Here is a 14893-nt window from a genome sequence, read left to right as displayed (position 1 = left end):
GACGCCACGGATTGATAGAATCCTCCGTACGATGATCCGCGCCCTCTTGACCGTCCTGGGTGTCGTAGCCCTGGCTCTGGGCGTCCTGGGCATCTTCCTGCCCTTGCTGCCCACCACCCCTTTCCTGCTGCTGGCGGCTTTCTGCTTCCTGCGCGGATCCCCGCGCCTGCATGCCTGGTTGATGTCCCATCGCATCCTCGGTCCGTACATCCGCGACTTTCAGGCGGGGCGCGGCATCCCCTTGCGCAGCAAATGCATCGCGCTGGCCTTCATGTGGCCTTCGCTGGCCTTGTCGGCCTGGGTCATGCCGGTGCCCTGGGCGCGCTGGTTCCTGCTGCTCCCGGGCATCGGCGTGACGATCTACCTGTGGCGCCTGCCCACCCGGCCGGCGGACGACGCCGGCACGCACACACAGGAAGACACGCAGGACACAACCGCCCCGGATCAGATCAGCCGGGAATAGGTCGCCACCCGAGGCCGGCGCACGTACTGGTCGAACACCATCGCCAATGCGCGCACGAACACGCGGCCCTTGGGCAGCACCCGCAAACCGCGCGCATCCAGCTCCAGCAGGCCGGCGTCCGCATACGGGCGCAAGCGGACCAGTTCGTCCGGGAAACAGGACTCGAAGGACCGGCCGTGGCGTTCCTTGAACGCATCAAAGTCCAGCGGCATGCTGCACATGACGGTCATGATGACCTCGCGGCGCAAGGCGTCCTCCGGACTGAGGTCGAAGCCCTTGGCCGTGGGCAGCACGCCCCGCTGCAGGCAATCACGATAGGCGTTCAGGGAATGATGATTCTGGATGTAGGCGTCGCCGACCTTGCCGATCGCCGACACGCCAAAGCCCACCAGGTCGCATTCCGCGCGGGTGGTGTAGCCCTGGAAATTGCGGTGCAGGCTCTGGTTCAGGCGTGCCTGATTGAGCTCGTCGTCGGGCTTGGCGAAATGGTCCAGCCCGATATAGACATAGCCGGCCGCCAGCAGGCGGCGCACCGACATCAGGAAGATCCCCAGGCGCGTGTCGGCGCTGGGCAGGTCTTCGGCGTGGATCAGGCGCTGCGCCTTGAAGCGGTCGGGCAGGTGGGCGTAGTTGTACAGGGCGATGCGGTCGGGCGACAGCTCGATCAACTGGTCCAGGGTGCGGCTGAAGCTGTCCAGGGTCTGCCTGGGCAGGCCATAGATCAGGTCGGCGTTGATCGACTGAAAGCCGTTGTCCCGACTGGCCTGCAAGGCCGTGCGCACCATGTCATACGGCTGGATGCGGTTGACCGCCGCCTGCACCAGGGGATCGAAGTCCTGCACGCCGAAGCTGGTGCGATTGAAGCCCAGCCCCGCCAGCATGGCCAGTGACGCGGGCGTGACGGTGCGCGGGTCGATCTCCACGCCCAATTCGGCGTCGGGGGTGAATTCGACGTGGCGGCGGATCCGGTCCATCAGCGCAGTCAGCTCGTCCGCGCTCAGAAAGGTCGGCGTGCCGCCCCCCAGGTGCAGTTGAATCGCACGATTGTGGCGGCCCAGATGCGGGCCGACCCGGTCGATTTCCTGGTACAGGATGTCCAGGTATTCCGCCGAGCGGCTGTGATCCTGGGTGATGATCTTGTTGCAGGCGCAGAAATAGCACAGCGATTCGCAGAACGGCAGGTGCACGTAGACCGACAGGGGCGGCGCCTGCTCGGCCGCCGCCCGTTCCTGCAGGCGCGCGACGTAGGCGTCAGCCGGGTATTCCTGCTGGAAACGGTCGGCCGTCGGATACGAGGTATAGCGCGGACCGGACTGGTCGAAGCGACGGATCAGCGCCTCGGAAATTTCCAGATCGGGAAAGGCAATGGTCTCCGGATCGGCGGCCACGGCAAGTGTTTGGGGGGTCGTCATGCAGTCAAACTCCTGGAACAGCGCCTCGCCGGACACCGGGGACCGGTGCTTCAAGCGGCATTGTTCTAAATTTCAACATAGTGTCCCGCAAAAAGCATCAAATGGACTTGACTCAAGTCAAGTCGCCGTCTTCGCGTATCATTGATACATTCCGTGCACCTCCGCCCGGCCGCGTCCCTCGTGTCCGGTGGCCTGTCCGGCAAGGCCCACGGGCTGCGTGTTTCCGATTTCCGTATCAACCACCCCATGCTTCTGACCCTGATCCTCGCGATCCCGTTTGCCGGCAGCCTGTGCGCCTCGCTGCTGCCCGCGACCGCGCGCCGTGCGGGGGCCTGGCTGGCAGGCGGCAGCGCCCTGGCCTGCCTGATCCTGACGCTGTGGCTCACCCCCGAGGTTGCCGCCGCGGGCGTCATCAAACTCAGCCTGCCCTGGATCCCGACCCTGGGGGTGGACCTGACCTTGCGGATGGACGGCTACGCCTGGCTGTTTGCCGTGATCATCTCGGCGATGGGCGCCCTGATCGCCCTGTACGCCCACTACTATCTGTCAGCCCAGGATCCGGTCCCCCGTTTCTTCACCTTTCTGCTCAGTTTCATGGGCGCCATGCTGGGCGTGGTGCTGGCCGGCAACCTGATCCAGTTGCTGGTGTTCTGGGAACTGACCAGCCTGTCCTCGTTCATGCTGATCGGCTACTGGCACCACCGCATGGATGCCCGCCGCGGCGCGCGCATGGCCTTGCTGGTGACCGGCGCCGGCGGTTTCTGCCTGCTGGCCAGCATGCTCATCATCGGCCATATCGTCGGCAGCTACGATCTGGACGCGGTGCTGGCGGCCGCCACGGCGATCCGCAGCCACCGCTGGTACCCCATTCTGCTGGTGCTGCTGGCCCTGGGCGCCCTGACCAAGAGCGCCCAGTTTCCCTTCCACTTCTGGCTGCCCAACGCCATGGCGGCGCCCACCCCGGTGTCGGCCTACCTGCACTCGGCCACCATGGTGAAGGCGGGCGTCTTCCTGCTGGCGCGCTTCTGGCCGATCTTCTCCGGCACCGACTGGTGGACCTGGATCATCGGCGGCGCGGGCCTGTGCTCACTGCTGCTGGGCGCCTATGCCGCGACCTTCCAGCGCGACATGAAGGGCGTGCTGGCCTATTCCACCATCAGCCACCTGGGCCTGATCACGCTGCTGCTGGGCATGAACAGCCGCCTGGCCCTGGTGGCCGCCGTGTTCCACATCATCAACCACGCCACCTTCAAAGCGTCGCTGTTCATGGCGGCGGGGATCGTCGATCACGAAAGCGGCACCCGCGACCTGACCCGTCTGTCCGGCCTGCGGACGCTGATGCCGCTGACCGCGACGCTGGCCATGGTGTCGGCGGCCGCCATGGCGGGCGTGCCGCTGCTCAACGGCTTCATCTCGAAGGAAATGTTTTTCGCGGAAACCGTCTTCGTCACCGGCCACTGGGCCAGCCGCTGGGGCCTGCCGACCGCCGCCGTGGTGGCCGGCGCCTTCAGCGTGGCGTATTCGCTGCGCTTCATCCTGCAGGTGTTCTTCGGCCCGCCGGCGACCGATCTGCCGCGCACGCCGCACGATCCGCCGCGCGCGATGCTGATCCCCTGCGCGGTGCTGGTGCTGTTCTGCCTGGCCGTGGGCATCCTGCCCGGCCTGATCCTGGAACCCGTCCTGAACATGGTCATGCGGTCCCTGCTGGGCGACCGCGTCCCGGTCTACGACCTGCAGGTCTGGCACGGCCTGAACCTGCCCCTGCTCATGAGCCTGGCCGCCATGGTCGCCGGCATCGGCCTGTACCTGGCGCTGCGCGCGCGCGACCGCCGTACCCCGGGCCAGGTGCCCCTGATCTACCGCCTGGACGGGCGCCAGTCCTTTGAATCCCTGCTCGAGGCCATCGACGCCGGTTCGGCGCGGCTGCTGTCCTGGCTGCAGACCCAGCGGCTGCAGCCCCAGGCGCTGCTGCTGGTGGTGGCCACCGGCGCCGTGGCGCTGCTGCCGCTGCTGCCGGGCGGCTGGTGGCCGCATAAGGCCAGCACCACTCCGGCGCAATGGTCCTTCGGCTTGATGTGGCTGGCGGGCGGCGCCTGCGCCCTGGCTGCGGCCTACCAGGCCAAATACCACCGCGCCGCCTCGTTGATGCTGGCCGGCGCCGCCGGCCTGACCACCTGCGTCACCTTCGCCTGGCTGTCGGCTCCCGACCTGGCGCTGACTCAGCTCACGGTCGAAGTCGTCACCACCGTCCTCATCCTGCTGGGGCTGCGCTGGCTGCCGCCCCGCATCGAGGAATTCCCCGGTCCCACGCCGCAGACGACGCGCTGGCGGCGGCGGCGCGACTTCCTGGTGGCTGCGGCCGCAGGCACCACGATGGCAGTCCTGGCCTACGTCATGATGACGCGGCCCTCGGCGCATGACAGCATCGCCGCCTATTTCGTCCAGCAGGCCTTGCCCCTGGGCGGCGGCGCCAACGTCGTCAACGTGATCCTGGTCGACTTCCGCGCCTTCGACACCTTCGGCGAGATCACGGTGCTGGGGGTCGTGGCGCTCAGCGTCTACGCGCTGCTGCGGCGCTTCCGTCCGCCGGCCGAGACCATCGCCGCGCCGCTGCGCCATCGCAGCGGCGACACGCCGGCCGCCTTCGAAGAACCCGATCTGCAGGCGCCGCTGCCCGAAGGCACGATGCGCGTGCCCGCCGTCCTGGTGCGGCTGCTGCTGCCGGTCTCCACCCTGATCTCGCTGTATTTCCTGCTGCGCGGCCACAACCTGCCGGGCGGCGGCTTCATCGGCGGGCTGATCATGGCCACCGGCATCATCCTGCAATACCTGGTGGGCGGCATTCTGTGGGTCGAGGCCCGCCCCCTGATCCGGCCGCAGGCCTGGATCGCCCTGGGCCTGCTGGTGGCCGGCGCCGCCGCCATGTCGGTGTGGTGGGTCGGCAAGCCCTTGCTCGCCGCCCATGCGCTGGACCTGGCCCTGCCCCTGGTCGGCACCCTGCACCTGTCCAGCGTGCTGCTGTTCGACCTGGGCGTCTACATGCTGGTGGTGGGTGCGACGGTCCTGATGATCATTGCGCTGGCGCACCAGTCCCTGCGCTTCTACCGCAAGCTCACCGAAGCTGCGGACACGGTGGAGGCCTGACCATGGAATGGATACTGGCGCTGGCGATCGGCGTACTCGCAGGTTCGGGGGTCTGGCTGCTGCTGCGGCCGCGCACCTTCCAGTTCATCATGGGGCTGGCGCTGCTCGGTTACGCGGTCAATCTGTTCATCTTCGCCATGGGACGGCTGCGGGTGGACGCCCCGCCGGTCATCGATCCCGCCTGGGTTGACCCGGCGCGCTACGCCGATCCCCTGCCCCAGGCGCTGGTGCTGACCGCCATCGTCATCGGCTTCGCCACCACGGCGCTGTTTCTGGTCGTGCTGCTGGCCTCGCGCGGGATGAGCGACACCGATCACGTGGACGGCGAGGAACATCGCCCATGAACATCTGGCTGCAACACCTGCCGGTCCTGCCGGTCCTGATCCCCCTGCTCGCGGCGGCGCTGATGCTGCTGACCCGCGACAATCAGCGGCAGCTGCGCGTGGCCCTGGGCGCGGTCGCGCTCGGCCTGATGGCGCTGACCGCCCTGATGCTGGTGCGCGCCACCCAGGGCATCGGCGCGCCGCACTGGCCCGACGGCGTCGGCGTCTACCTGCTGGGCAACTGGCCCGCGCCCTTCGGCATCGTGCTGGTGGCCGACCGGCTGGCCGCGCTGATGCTGGGCCTGACGGCGGTGCTGGGCCTGTGCGCCTGGATCTACGCCACGGCCCGCTGGGACCGCGCCGGCAGCCACTTCCATCCCCTGTTCCTGCTGATCATGATGGGCTTGAACGGCGCCTTCCTGGCGGGCGATCTGTTCAATCTGTTCGTCTTCTTCGAAATCCTGCTGACCGCGTCCTACGGCCTGATGCTGCACGGCTCGGGCAAACGCCGGGTCGGCGCCGCCCTGCATTACATCGCCGTCAATCTGATCGCGTCTTTTCTGCTGCTGGTGGCCATCGCCCTGATCTACGGCCTGACCGGCACGCTGAACCTGGCCGACCTATCGGTGCGCGCCCAGACCCTGAGCGGCGCGGACCGGCAATTGTTCGACAGCGCGGCGGCGATCCTGGGAGTCGCCTTCCTGATCAAGGCCGCCGCCTGGCCGCTGAACTTCTGGCTGCCGAACACCTATTCCGAAGCCGCCGCGCCGGTGGCCGCGCTGTTCGCCATCATGACCAAGGTCGGCATCTACGCCCTGCTGCGCATCGGCTCGCTGCTGTTGCCGGCCGGCGCCCCGGCGGCCTTCGGCGGCGCCTGGATGTTCCCGGCCGGGATCGCCACCCTGGCCTTCGGCACCCTGGGCATGCTGGCCAGCACCCAGGCGCGGCGCATCGCCGCCTACGCCATCATCACCTCCTCGGGCACGCTGTTCGCGGCCCTGGGCATGCCCGGCGCCACCCTGACCGGCCCGGCGCTGTACTACCTGCTCAGTTCGGTGCTGGCGCTGGGCGCCCTGTTCCTGTTGCTGGAACTGACCGAGCGCAGCCAGTCCTTTGGCGCCGACATGCTGGCCGTCACCCAGGAAGCCTTCGAGCACGACGACCCGGACGCCGCCGACCTGAGCGGCCAGGCAGTCGGCGTGCCGCTGCCGGCCACCATGACCTTTCTGGGCCTGAGCTTCTTTGCCTGCGCCCTGCTCATCATCGGCCTGCCGCCGCTGTCGGGCTTCGTGGCGAAATTCTCGCTGCTGTCGGCCGCGCTGCGCACCGCGGAATACGGCGCGCCCACATTCAACGTCTGGCTGCTGGTGGCGGCCATGCTGTGCTCCGGCGTGGCCGCCCTGATCGCCCTGGGCCGCTGCGGCGTGCGCCTGTTCTGGATCCCGGAGGACCTGCACATCCCGACGCTGCGCCTGAATGAAGCGATCCCCATCCTGGTGCTGCTGTCGGTCTGCCTCCTGCTGACGGTGCGCGCCGGGTCCGTGATGGCCTACCTGGAAGACACCGCCTGGTATCTGGATCAACCCGGCCGTTACGTCGAAGCGGTGCTGGGCCAGGACCCGCACGTGTTTCCCGCCCCGGCCGCCGGCCACGGAGGCCCGCGATGAAGCGTCTGCTGCACGCCCTGCCGCTGGCCTGCCTGCTGCTGATCCTCTGGCTGGTGCTGAACGACAGCCTGTCGACGGGCCATCTGCTCCTGGGGACGGCCATCGCCCTGACGCTCGCCCTGCTGGCCCCGATCCTGCGCCCGGTGCGCTCACGCCTGTCGCACCCGCTCACGGCCTTGCGCCTGGCCTGGCACGTCGCCGTCGACATCGCCCGCTCGAACCGCGACGTCGGGCGCATCATCCTGCTCGGCGCCCGGGTCGGCGCCCATCCGGGCTTTCTGGACATCCCGCTGCGCATCCGCGACCCGCACGGCCTGGCGGCGCTGGCCTGCATCGTCACTTTCACGCCCGGCACCGTCTGGTCCGGCCACGATCCCGAGCGCAATGTGCTGACCCTGCACGTGCTGGACCTGAGCGACCCCCAGGGCCTGACCCGCATCATCCAGGACCGCTACGAACGCCCTCTGATGGAGATCTTCGAATGAGCGCGACACTACTGTACTGGGCCGGCGGCTTTGCCCTGCTGTGCTTCACCCTGGGGCTGGGCTGCGCCGCCGTGCGCCTGATCCGGGGGCCCGGCGCCGAGGATCGCGTCCTGGCCCTGGACACCCTCTACATCAACGGCATGCTGATCCTGCTGGTGCTGGGCCTGCGCTTCGAAGCCGGGCTGTATTTCGACGTGGCCCTGCTGATCGCGCTGTTCGGCTTCGTCGGTTCGTCCGCCCTGGCCAAGTTCCTGCTGCGCGGCGAGGTGATCGAGCCATGACCGAACTGCCCTTGTGGGCTGCCGTGCCGGTAGCCCTGCTGCTCGTCCTCGCCGGCCTGGTGACGCTGATCGGGTCCCTGGGGCTGCTGCGCCTGCGCAGCTTTGCCGAACGCATGCACGCCCCGACCATGGGCATGACGATGGGCGCCTTCTGCGTCGTCCTGGCGGCCACCGTGATCGCCAGCCTGCTGCAACATCGGCCCATCGTCCACGAATGGCTGATCTGCCTGTTCCTGTTCATGACGGCGCCGGTCACGGCCATCCTGCTGATGCAAAGCGCGCGCCGCCGCCAGCGCAAGCATCCGGACGCTCCAGGCGCCGCGGATGCCCCGGATGGGGCTGAATGATCTGGTTACTATATAGCTAGGGAAAACCCGTACACTGATTCGAAGCCCGTGCGTGCGGCTTCCGCAGCTTCTTTCGCACACCGCCCGCATGGTCCCTGAACCGGGCCGGGAATCGCCCGGGATCCACTCGTAAGGAGTGTTCATCATGCGTCGAATCAATCACATGCCGCTGCGCGCCGCGCTGCTGGCCGCCAGCCTGGGCTATGCCGCCCTGTTCACCCCCGGAGCGCAAGCCGCCGGACCTCAAGCCCAATCCCAATACCAGAAAGACGTGGCGCGCTGCCACAATACCCCGGGCATCGACGTGCAGGCCTGCCTGAAAGAAGCGGGCGCCGCCGCCCAGGCGGCGCGCCAGGACAAGCTGACCCAGCCGTCTCCACAGGTCGAGGCACGCAACCGCGATGAACGCTGCGACAGCCTGCCCACCGACCAGCGCCAGGACTGCACGACGCTGATGGGCGATACCGACGCGCGCACACAAGGCTCGGTCCAGTCCGGCGGCGTATTGCGCGAAACCACGATCACGATCCCCGCGAATTAAAGCCCCCACGCCGCGCAGGCTTCGCCTGCTCGCTGCCCCCCAAGGGGGCGCGTTTTGCCTTGGGGGCGGCCCGGCGGCAAAACTACGCTGAGACCTACAGTTCCATCTGCATGCCCATTTCCACCACGCGGTTGGGCGGAATCTTGTAGAACCGGGTGCTGCGGCTGGCATTGCGCGCCATGAAGGCGAACAGGTGCCGCCGCCAGCTCTGGTGCCACGGCAGGCGGCGCACCACGATCACGGTCTGGCGCGACAGGAAATACGACGTCTGCATGGGCTCCAGGTTCAGGTCCTGGACCTCCAGGCCGATCTGCTCGACGACCTGGGGTACGTTGGGCTCCTGCTTGAACCCCCAGCGCGCCACGGCCTGCCAGGCGCTGCGGCTGACCCGTTCGATCCGCAGTCGTTCGCCGAAAGGCACGTAAGGCACGTCGGCGACCTCGATCGTCAGGAACAGCGCCTGCTCGTGCAGCACTTTGTTGTGTTTCAAATTGTGCAGCAGCGCAGGCGGCACCGTGCCCACGATCATGCTCATGAAGACCGCCGTGCCCGGCACGCGGGTCGGCGGGTAGGCTTCCAGGGATTCCATGAAACCGACCAGCGGCTGATGGTCGCCGGCAAGCGTATCGTGGATCTGCTGGCGCCCCTGCTTCCAGGTCACCATCAGCGTCAACAGGGCGATCCCCACCACCAGCGGCAGCCAGCCGCCTTCGTGCAGCTTGAGCGTGTTGGACGAAAACAGCAGCACGTCGATCACCAGAAACAGGGTGATCAGGACCAGCCAGGCCAGGCGCCGCGCGCCGTGCGTGTTGCGGGGCAGCACGGCAAACGCCAGCAGCGAGGTCATCAGCATCGTGCCCGTGACGGCGAAGCCGTAGGCGTGCGCCAGGCGGTCGGAGGAACCGAAGGCCAGCGTCAGGACCAGCACGGCCGCCAGCAGCAGCCAGTTCACGCGCGGCAGATAGATCTGCCCTTCCTCGCGCGCCGACGTGTGCTGGATCACCATGCGCGGCCAGTAGCCCAGTTGCACCGCCTGGCGCGTCATGGAAAACGCGCCGGAAATCACTGATTGCGAGGCAATCACCGTGGCCAGCGTCGCCAGCGCCACCAGCGGGATCAGGCCCCAGTCTGGAGCCAGCAGAAAGAAGGGGTTGCGGATGGCCTCGGGGTCGCTGAGCAGCAGCGCCCCCTGGCCGAAATAGCACAGGACGAGCGCCGGCAGCACCAGCGAGAACCAGGCGCGGCGGATGACCGAACTGCCGAAGTGCCCCATGTCGGCGTACAGCGCCTCGGCGCCGGTCAGCGCCAGGACCAGCGCGCCCAGCGCCAGAAAGGTTTCCCAGGGCGCGTGGCCGATGAAACGCAGCGCCCAGACCGGATTGACGGCGCGCAGCACCTCGGGCTGGCCGAAAATCCGCCAGGCGCCCAGTCCGCCCAGCACCAGGAACCAGCACAGCATCACCGGCCCGAAGAGCTTGCCCACGGCGCCGGTGCCGCGCGACTGGAACATGAACAGCGCCACCAGCACGACCACCGAGATCGGCACCACCCAGGCGTCCAGCCGGTGCGACACGATGCCGATGCCCTCGACGGCCGACAGGACGGAGATCGCCGGGGTGATCATGCTGTCGCCGTAGAACAGGCTGGCGCCGATCAGCCCCAGCACGGCCAGGCGCCAGCGGTTCGGACCCGAACGCCCGCGCAGGGCCAGTTCCATCAGCGCCAGCGTGCCGCCCTCGCCCCGGTTGTCGGCGCGCAGGATGCAGGTCACGTATTTCAGCGACACCACCAGGATCAGCATCCAGAACAGGATCGACAGCATCCCCAGGATGTGCTCGACGTCGGGCCGGCCCGTGCCCGAGAGCGCGACCTTGATGGTGTACAGCGGGCTGGTGCCGATGTCGCCATAGACCACGCCCAGGGCGCCGATCATCAGGGCCGCCTGCGGACTGCGCGGCGTCGTTTCTTTCTGCATGTTCATTGGATGTGCTATTCGGCCCGCGTAAGACAGGCGCCCCGCCTGGGGCCAGGGAAAACAAGAGTGACCCGGGTGCCGGGAAACGCGGGCCGGCTGGCGACCTTCCACCAGGCGCCGTGCGCGCGCGCGATTTCGCGCACGATCGCCAGCCCCAGGCCGGAACCGCCCTGGCCGGCATCGGCTGCGCGGTAAAAAGCCTCGAAGACGCGGTCCAGATCCTCGGCCTGGATGCCGGCGCCGTCGTCCTCGACGGAAAACGAAGGCGGATTGGCCATGACGCGCAGCACGATGCTGCGCGCACCCCGGCCATAGCGCAGGGCGTTGTCGATCAGATTGCCCAGCAATTCCCCCAGCAGCACCGGATCGCCGTCCACCCAGACCACCGCGTCAGGCGCCACCAGTTGCAGATCGAGAGACTGGTCGCGCGTCCGCGACAGCCATTCTCCACCCGCCTGGCGCATCCATTCGCACAGATCCAGGCGCACGAAGCTGTCCTGGGGCCGGGCCGCGTGTTCGGCGCGCGCCAGGATCAGCAACTGCTGGCCCATGCGGATCATGTGATCGGTCACGGACTTGATGCGCCCGGCCCGCACACGGATGTCTTCGGGCAGGTCCTGGCCGAGCATCAACTCGGACTCGACCTTCAGGCCGGCCAGAGGGGTGCGCAACTGGTGGGCCGCATGGCCGATGAAACGGCGCTGGGCCTGGACCGAATCGTCCAGCCGCACGAGCAGATCATTGAAATGCAGGACCAGGGGCGCGATCTCGCTGGGCAGGCCGGCGGTGTCAAGCGGCTGCAGGTCCTCGATGGAGCGCTGGCGGATGTCGTCGGCCAGCCGGTTGATGGAGGCCAGTTCGGAACGGATGCCGGAAATCAGCACCCAGACGAACAGCACCACCAGCAAGCCCTGGGTCAGCATCATGGTCCAGAACAGATCACGCAGCAGCCAGGGCTGGGGGCGGATCACCCCCGTCATGAACCAGGTGGCCAGCAGATCGATCGCCGCCAGAATGAAAAAGGCCGGCAGCAGCCGGCGCACCAGGCGGCGGGCCAGCGAATCCCGGGGTATCAGGCGCTCGGCCAGGCCCCGCACCCCGCGGCCGGCGCGCGGGCCGGCGGTAGACTCAGGGGGCACGGTCGATGTCGAGCAGGTAGCCGAAACCGCGCACCGTCTGGATGCTGGTCCCGGTGCCGTCGAGCCGCTTGCGCAGGCGGTAGACATAGACTTCGACCGCATTCTCGCTGAAATCGGCATCCCAGGCCGACAGGGAATTGACGATCTGCTGCTTGGTCACCACCCGGCCGGGCCGCGCCATCAGCATTTCCAGCACGGACAGTTCGCGCACGGACAGCGCCAGACGCTTGCCATCCACCCGGATCTGGCGGCCCACGGTGTCAAAGGACAGGGGACCGCATTCCAGGATGGTCTGGGCCTGGCCCGTATGCCGGCGGGCCAATGCCCGCACGCGCGCGGCCAGTTCAGGCAGTTCAAAGGGTTTGGTGACGTAATCGTCGGCGCCGGCGTCCAGGCCGGCGACGCGGTCGTCCAGACCGTCGCGCGCCGTGAGGATCAGCACCGGCACCTGGGAGCCGCCGTCGCGCACGCGGCGCAGGACTTCCAGGCCGGGCAAGCCGGGCAGGTTCAGATCCAGCAGCAGCAGATCGTAGATCTGCCCGGCGAGCGCACCTTCGACGCGATCGCCGGATTGCAGCCAGTCGACGGCATAACCCTGCCCGCCCAGGAATTCCTGCAGGGCGTGGCCGAGGGTGGCGTCGTCTTCAATGACCAGGACTCTCATGACGCTGATTCTAGCCCGAAGCGGTCACGCCGCGTCACCGCTGAAGGGTGTGCGTTACATAGTTGACGATTGCTTGAACGCCACTTGAACGTTGCTTGAACGCGTCCGCTCAGCCGCCGCTTGCGGCGGGCGGCGCAGCCGGGGCCTGGACGGCCGGAGCCGCGCCTTCCGCCGCCGGGTCCGCCTGCGCCGCGCCCGGGGCCGGCTGACCCGGTGTGGTGACGAAGCCCAGGCGCTTCATGCCGGCCTGGCGGGCCGCCCCCATGATCTGCGCCAGCAGCCCATAGCGGGTTTCGACGTCGGCGCGGATGCGGACTTCAGGCTGGGGATCGGCGCCGGCCTCGGCGGCGAAACGGGCGGGCAGTTCGTCCTCGGCGATCGGCTGCTCGTTCCAGAACAGCGCCCCGGACGGATCGATCGCCAGATCGATCACCACCGGTTTCTGCTCTACCGGCTGGGCCGTGACCTGGGGCACGTTGATGCGGATCGAATGGCTGAGCAGCGGCGCCGTGATGATGAAGATCACCAGCAGCACCAGCATCACGTCGATCAGCGGCACCATGTTGATCTCGGACATCGTGGTGCCCGGGCCCTTGGAATCGAAGCTGCCGAATGCCATCTCAGGCTCCCCGGTGGCTGGCCAGGCTGATGGTCCGGCCGTTGCGTTCGTGGCTGCCGTCGGCCACCTGCTGGCCGGTGGTCAGGAAGGTGAACAGGTCGTGTGCGAAAGCGTCCAGTTGCGCCAGATAGACGCGGTTGACACGCACGAAGGCGTTGTAGGCCAGCACGGCGGGGATGGCGACCGCCAGGCCCAGGCCGGTCATGATCAGGGCCTCGCCCACGGGACCGGCGATGCGGTTGATGGTGACGCCGTCGGTCATGCTGATGCTCAGCAGGGCGTGATACACCCCCCACACCGTGCCGAACAGGCCCACGAAAGGCGCGGTCGAGCCCACGGAGGCCAGCACCGTCAGGCCGTTTTCCAGGCGCGCGGTTTCTTCGTCGATGACCTTGCGGATGGTGCGCGTCACGAAGGCGGCCGTGGAACCGCTTTCTTCCAGCTTGAGCGCGCCGTACTTGGTATGGTGCTTCTGGGCGTGGATGGCGTGGCTGGCCAAGTGAGCGAAAGGTTCTTCCGCCCCGTGCGTGGAGATTTCGTTTTCCACCTGCTCCAGCGAACTGGCAGCCCAGAACTCCGCCAGGAATTTGCGCGAACGGCGGCGGATGCGCAGATGCGTCAGCCCCTTGGCCAGGATCAGATACCAGCTCGCCAAGGACATCAGCATCAGGAAGACGAACAGGGACTTGCCCACCGCGTCGCTCTGGCCGATGAAATGCAGCACGCCCTGGCCGCCGGTTTCCACCGCGCCGGAGGTCAGCGCCACCTGGGCGGCCGTCGTGGCTCCGCCGGCGACCGTCGCGGCCGCATCCACAGCGGCCGACGCAACCGGCGCCGCGCTCGCGGCGGCCTGGGCGGCGTCCGGCCCCACGGCCTGGGCCAGCGTCAGCGCCGCGCTCCCGATCAGATCAAGCATCATGTTCCTGTCCTATAAGACGAAATCGAAAGGAATATCCACCAGCGCCTTGTAGGCGATCCCGTTTTCCGTATACGGACGGAATCGCGCCTGACGCATGGCCTCCACGGCCGACTCATCCAGGCGCGCATGCCCGGAAGACGTCCGCACCGACACATTGGCCACCTGGCCCAGCGGAGAAATCAGCACGCGCAGCACCACCCGGCCCTGCTCGCCCCGGCGCTGTGAAACGCGGGGATAGGCCGGGCTGGGCCGCTTGCCCAGATAGTCCACCTGGCCGACCGTGCGAGGCCGTTCGGGGTCCACCGCCTTCGGCTCGCCGCGCGCCTCGGATGCCTGCCGGGCGCCGCCCGCCGTGGCCTCCTGCACGGCGCTGACCTGCGGCGCGGGCTGGGGCTTGGGCGCCGGCTGGGGTTTGGGCTTTGGCTTGGGCTGCGGCTTGGGTTTCGGCTGAGGCTTGGGTTCGGGCTTGGGCTCCGGTTTGGGTTCCGGCGGCGGCTCGGTGATGGATTCGGGTTCGGGTGTCTCGACGACCGGTTCGGGTTCGGGCTCGGGCTCCGGTTCGACCACGGGTTCGGGTTCCGGCTCGATGACCGGTTCTTCGGGCTCCGGTTCCGGCGGCGTTTCCACCGGTGGCTGGGGCGTTGCCGCCGCCACCGGCTCGGGTTCGATCGCCGGCCCCAGTTCCACGAACTGCACGTCCAGCGCCTCGGGCTGGCCCAGGGCGACTTCGACCACCGGGGCCGACAACACCATCGCCAGTACGGCCGCGTGCAGGCCCAGAGCCACGCAGGCGGCGACGATCTTCAACGGAGCAAGACGCGGGGAGGAACCGGGGGACATGAACCAGCGGACGACATCAAGAGAAGGATGCAATCTTAGCATGAATGATAACGGTTCTCAATAAGACCGATGAT

The 14893-nt window shown here is 67.9% G+C and carries 15 protein-coding genes; 8 read left to right on the top strand and 7 right to left on the bottom strand.

Annotation, left to right across the window (positions count from 1 at the left end; translation table 11 throughout):
• Positions 1-31 precede the first annotated feature (31 nt).
• Positions 32-463, top strand: a complete 432-nt coding sequence (locus ACFO0J_RS14525; RefSeq protein WP_376813802.1) for a YbaN family protein — start codon at positions 32-34, stop codon at positions 461-463.
• Here the strand turns inward: ACFO0J_RS14525 and hemN are convergent.
• A complete protein-coding gene (gene hemN / locus ACFO0J_RS14520; RefSeq protein WP_376813801.1) occupies positions 445-1875 on the bottom strand; it encodes an oxygen-independent coproporphyrinogen III oxidase in 1431 nt (476 codons plus the stop codon). The genes ACFO0J_RS14525 and hemN overlap by 19 nt on opposite strands.
• A 246-nt stretch (positions 1876-2121) precedes the next feature.
• On the opposite strand from hemN, the gene ACFO0J_RS14515 reads away from it, so the two are divergent.
• The 7 genes from ACFO0J_RS14515 (at position 2122) to ACFO0J_RS14485 (ending at position 8663) form a co-directional block, all read left to right on the top strand.
• Positions 2122-5019 (top strand): monovalent cation/H+ antiporter subunit A, encoded by a 2898-nt coding sequence (locus tag ACFO0J_RS14515; RefSeq protein WP_376814166.1) that lies wholly within the window; start codon positions 2122-2124, stop codon positions 5017-5019.
• A 2-nt stretch (positions 5020-5021) separates the two neighbouring features.
• Positions 5022-5363 (top strand): Na+/H+ antiporter subunit C, encoded by a 342-nt coding sequence (locus ACFO0J_RS14510; RefSeq protein WP_376813800.1) that lies wholly within the window; start codon positions 5022-5024, stop codon positions 5361-5363.
• A complete protein-coding gene (locus ACFO0J_RS14505; protein ID WP_376813799.1) occupies positions 5360-7009 on the top strand; it encodes a monovalent cation/H+ antiporter subunit D in 1650 nt (549 codons plus the stop codon). The genes ACFO0J_RS14510 and ACFO0J_RS14505 overlap by 4 nt, the downstream gene beginning before the upstream one ends.
• On the top strand, positions 7006-7494 hold the full coding sequence (locus ACFO0J_RS14500) for a Na+/H+ antiporter subunit E (protein ID WP_376813798.1): 489 nt from the start codon (positions 7006-7008) through the stop codon (positions 7492-7494). The genes ACFO0J_RS14505 and ACFO0J_RS14500 overlap by 4 nt, the downstream gene beginning before the upstream one ends.
• Complete coding sequence (locus tag ACFO0J_RS14495; RefSeq protein WP_376813797.1) at positions 7491-7775, top strand: K+/H+ antiporter subunit F; 285 nt, start codon at positions 7491-7493, stop codon at positions 7773-7775. The genes ACFO0J_RS14500 and ACFO0J_RS14495 overlap by 4 nt, the downstream gene beginning before the upstream one ends.
• Complete coding sequence (mnhG, locus tag ACFO0J_RS14490; protein ID WP_376813796.1) at positions 7772-8122, top strand: monovalent cation/H(+) antiporter subunit G; 351 nt, start codon at positions 7772-7774, stop codon at positions 8120-8122. Before ACFO0J_RS14495 ends, mnhG begins: the two co-directional genes overlap by 4 nt.
• 145 nt (positions 8123-8267) lie before the next feature.
• Positions 8268-8663, top strand: a complete 396-nt coding sequence (locus ACFO0J_RS14485) for a hypothetical protein (RefSeq protein WP_376813795.1) — start codon at positions 8268-8270, stop codon at positions 8661-8663.
• Positions 8664-8757: 94 nt separating this feature from the next.
• Here the strand turns inward: ACFO0J_RS14485 and ACFO0J_RS14480 are convergent, their stop codons facing one another.
• The 6 genes from ACFO0J_RS14480 to ACFO0J_RS14455 all read right to left on the bottom strand — a co-directional run bounded on the left by ACFO0J_RS14480 (position 8758) and on the right by ACFO0J_RS14455 (position 14819).
• Positions 8758-10644: a potassium transporter Kup gene (locus tag ACFO0J_RS14480; protein ID WP_376813794.1), complete on the bottom strand. Its 1887-nt coding sequence runs from the start codon at positions 10642-10644 to the stop codon at positions 8758-8760.
• Positions 10645-10652: 8 nt separating this feature from the next.
• Positions 10653-11714, bottom strand: a complete 1062-nt coding sequence (locus ACFO0J_RS14475; RefSeq protein WP_376814165.1) for a sensor histidine kinase — start codon at positions 11712-11714, stop codon at positions 10653-10655.
• A 52-nt stretch (positions 11715-11766) separates the two neighbouring features.
• Positions 11767-12441, bottom strand: coding sequence for a response regulator (locus ACFO0J_RS14470; RefSeq protein WP_376813793.1), 675 nt, complete (start codon positions 12439-12441; stop codon positions 11767-11769).
• Positions 12442-12550: 109 nt separating this feature from the next.
• Positions 12551-13060, bottom strand: coding sequence for an ExbD/TolR family protein (locus tag ACFO0J_RS14465; RefSeq protein WP_376813792.1), 510 nt, complete (start codon positions 13058-13060; stop codon positions 12551-12553).
• A gap of 1 nt (position 13061) precedes the next feature.
• On the bottom strand, positions 13062-13976 hold the full coding sequence (locus tag ACFO0J_RS14460; protein WP_376814164.1) for a MotA/TolQ/ExbB proton channel family protein: 915 nt from the start codon (positions 13974-13976) through the stop codon (positions 13062-13064).
• A 12-nt stretch (positions 13977-13988) separates the two neighbouring features.
• On the bottom strand, positions 13989-14819 hold the full coding sequence (locus ACFO0J_RS14455; RefSeq protein ID WP_376813791.1) for an energy transducer TonB: 831 nt from the start codon (positions 14817-14819) through the stop codon (positions 13989-13991).
• Positions 14820-14893: the final 74 nt, after the last annotated feature.

This window comes from Castellaniella hirudinis (assembly GCF_042651965.1).
In the GTDB taxonomy this organism is placed as follows: Bacteria; Pseudomonadota; Gammaproteobacteria; order Burkholderiales; family Burkholderiaceae_B; genus Castellaniella; species Castellaniella hirudinis.
Note: the sequence above shows the minus strand (reverse complement) of the source record. Positions and strands in the feature narration are given on the sequence as shown.

What these genes read in the sequence shown, in the direction of transcription:
- ACFO0J_RS14525 (WP_376813802.1), top strand. Translation starts at nt 32, where the DNA reads ATGATCCGCGCCCTCTTGACCGTCCTGGGTGTCGTAGCCCTGGCTCTG.
- hemN (WP_376813801.1), bottom strand. Translation starts at nt 1,875, where the DNA reads ATGACGACCCCCCAAACACTTGCCGTGGCCGCCGATCCGGAGACCATT.
- ACFO0J_RS14515 (WP_376814166.1), top strand. Translation starts at nt 2,122, where the DNA reads ATGCTTCTGACCCTGATCCTCGCGATCCCGTTTGCCGGCAGCCTGTGC.
- ACFO0J_RS14510 (WP_376813800.1), top strand. Translation starts at nt 5,022, where the DNA reads ATGGAATGGATACTGGCGCTGGCGATCGGCGTACTCGCAGGTTCGGGG.
- ACFO0J_RS14505 (WP_376813799.1), top strand. Translation starts at nt 5,360, where the DNA reads ATGAACATCTGGCTGCAACACCTGCCGGTCCTGCCGGTCCTGATCCCC.
- ACFO0J_RS14500 (WP_376813798.1), top strand. Translation starts at nt 7,006, where the DNA reads ATGAAGCGTCTGCTGCACGCCCTGCCGCTGGCCTGCCTGCTGCTGATC.
- ACFO0J_RS14495 (WP_376813797.1), top strand. Translation starts at nt 7,491, where the DNA reads ATGAGCGCGACACTACTGTACTGGGCCGGCGGCTTTGCCCTGCTGTGC.
- mnhG (WP_376813796.1), top strand. Translation starts at nt 7,772, where the DNA reads ATGACCGAACTGCCCTTGTGGGCTGCCGTGCCGGTAGCCCTGCTGCTC.
- ACFO0J_RS14485 (WP_376813795.1), top strand. Translation starts at nt 8,268, where the DNA reads ATGCGTCGAATCAATCACATGCCGCTGCGCGCCGCGCTGCTGGCCGCC.
- ACFO0J_RS14480 (WP_376813794.1), bottom strand. Translation starts at nt 10,644, where the DNA reads ATGAACATGCAGAAAGAAACGACGCCGCGCAGTCCGCAGGCGGCCCTG.
- ACFO0J_RS14470 (WP_376813793.1), bottom strand. Translation starts at nt 12,441, where the DNA reads ATGAGAGTCCTGGTCATTGAAGACGACGCCACCCTCGGCCACGCCCTG.
- ACFO0J_RS14465 (WP_376813792.1), bottom strand. Translation starts at nt 13,060, where the DNA reads ATGGCATTCGGCAGCTTCGATTCCAAGGGCCCGGGCACCACGATGTCC.
- ACFO0J_RS14460 (WP_376814164.1), bottom strand. Translation starts at nt 13,976, where the DNA reads ATGCTTGATCTGATCGGGAGCGCGGCGCTGACGCTGGCCCAGGCCGTG.
- ACFO0J_RS14455 (WP_376813791.1), bottom strand. Translation starts at nt 14,819, where the DNA reads ATGTCCCCCGGTTCCTCCCCGCGTCTTGCTCCGTTGAAGATCGTCGCC.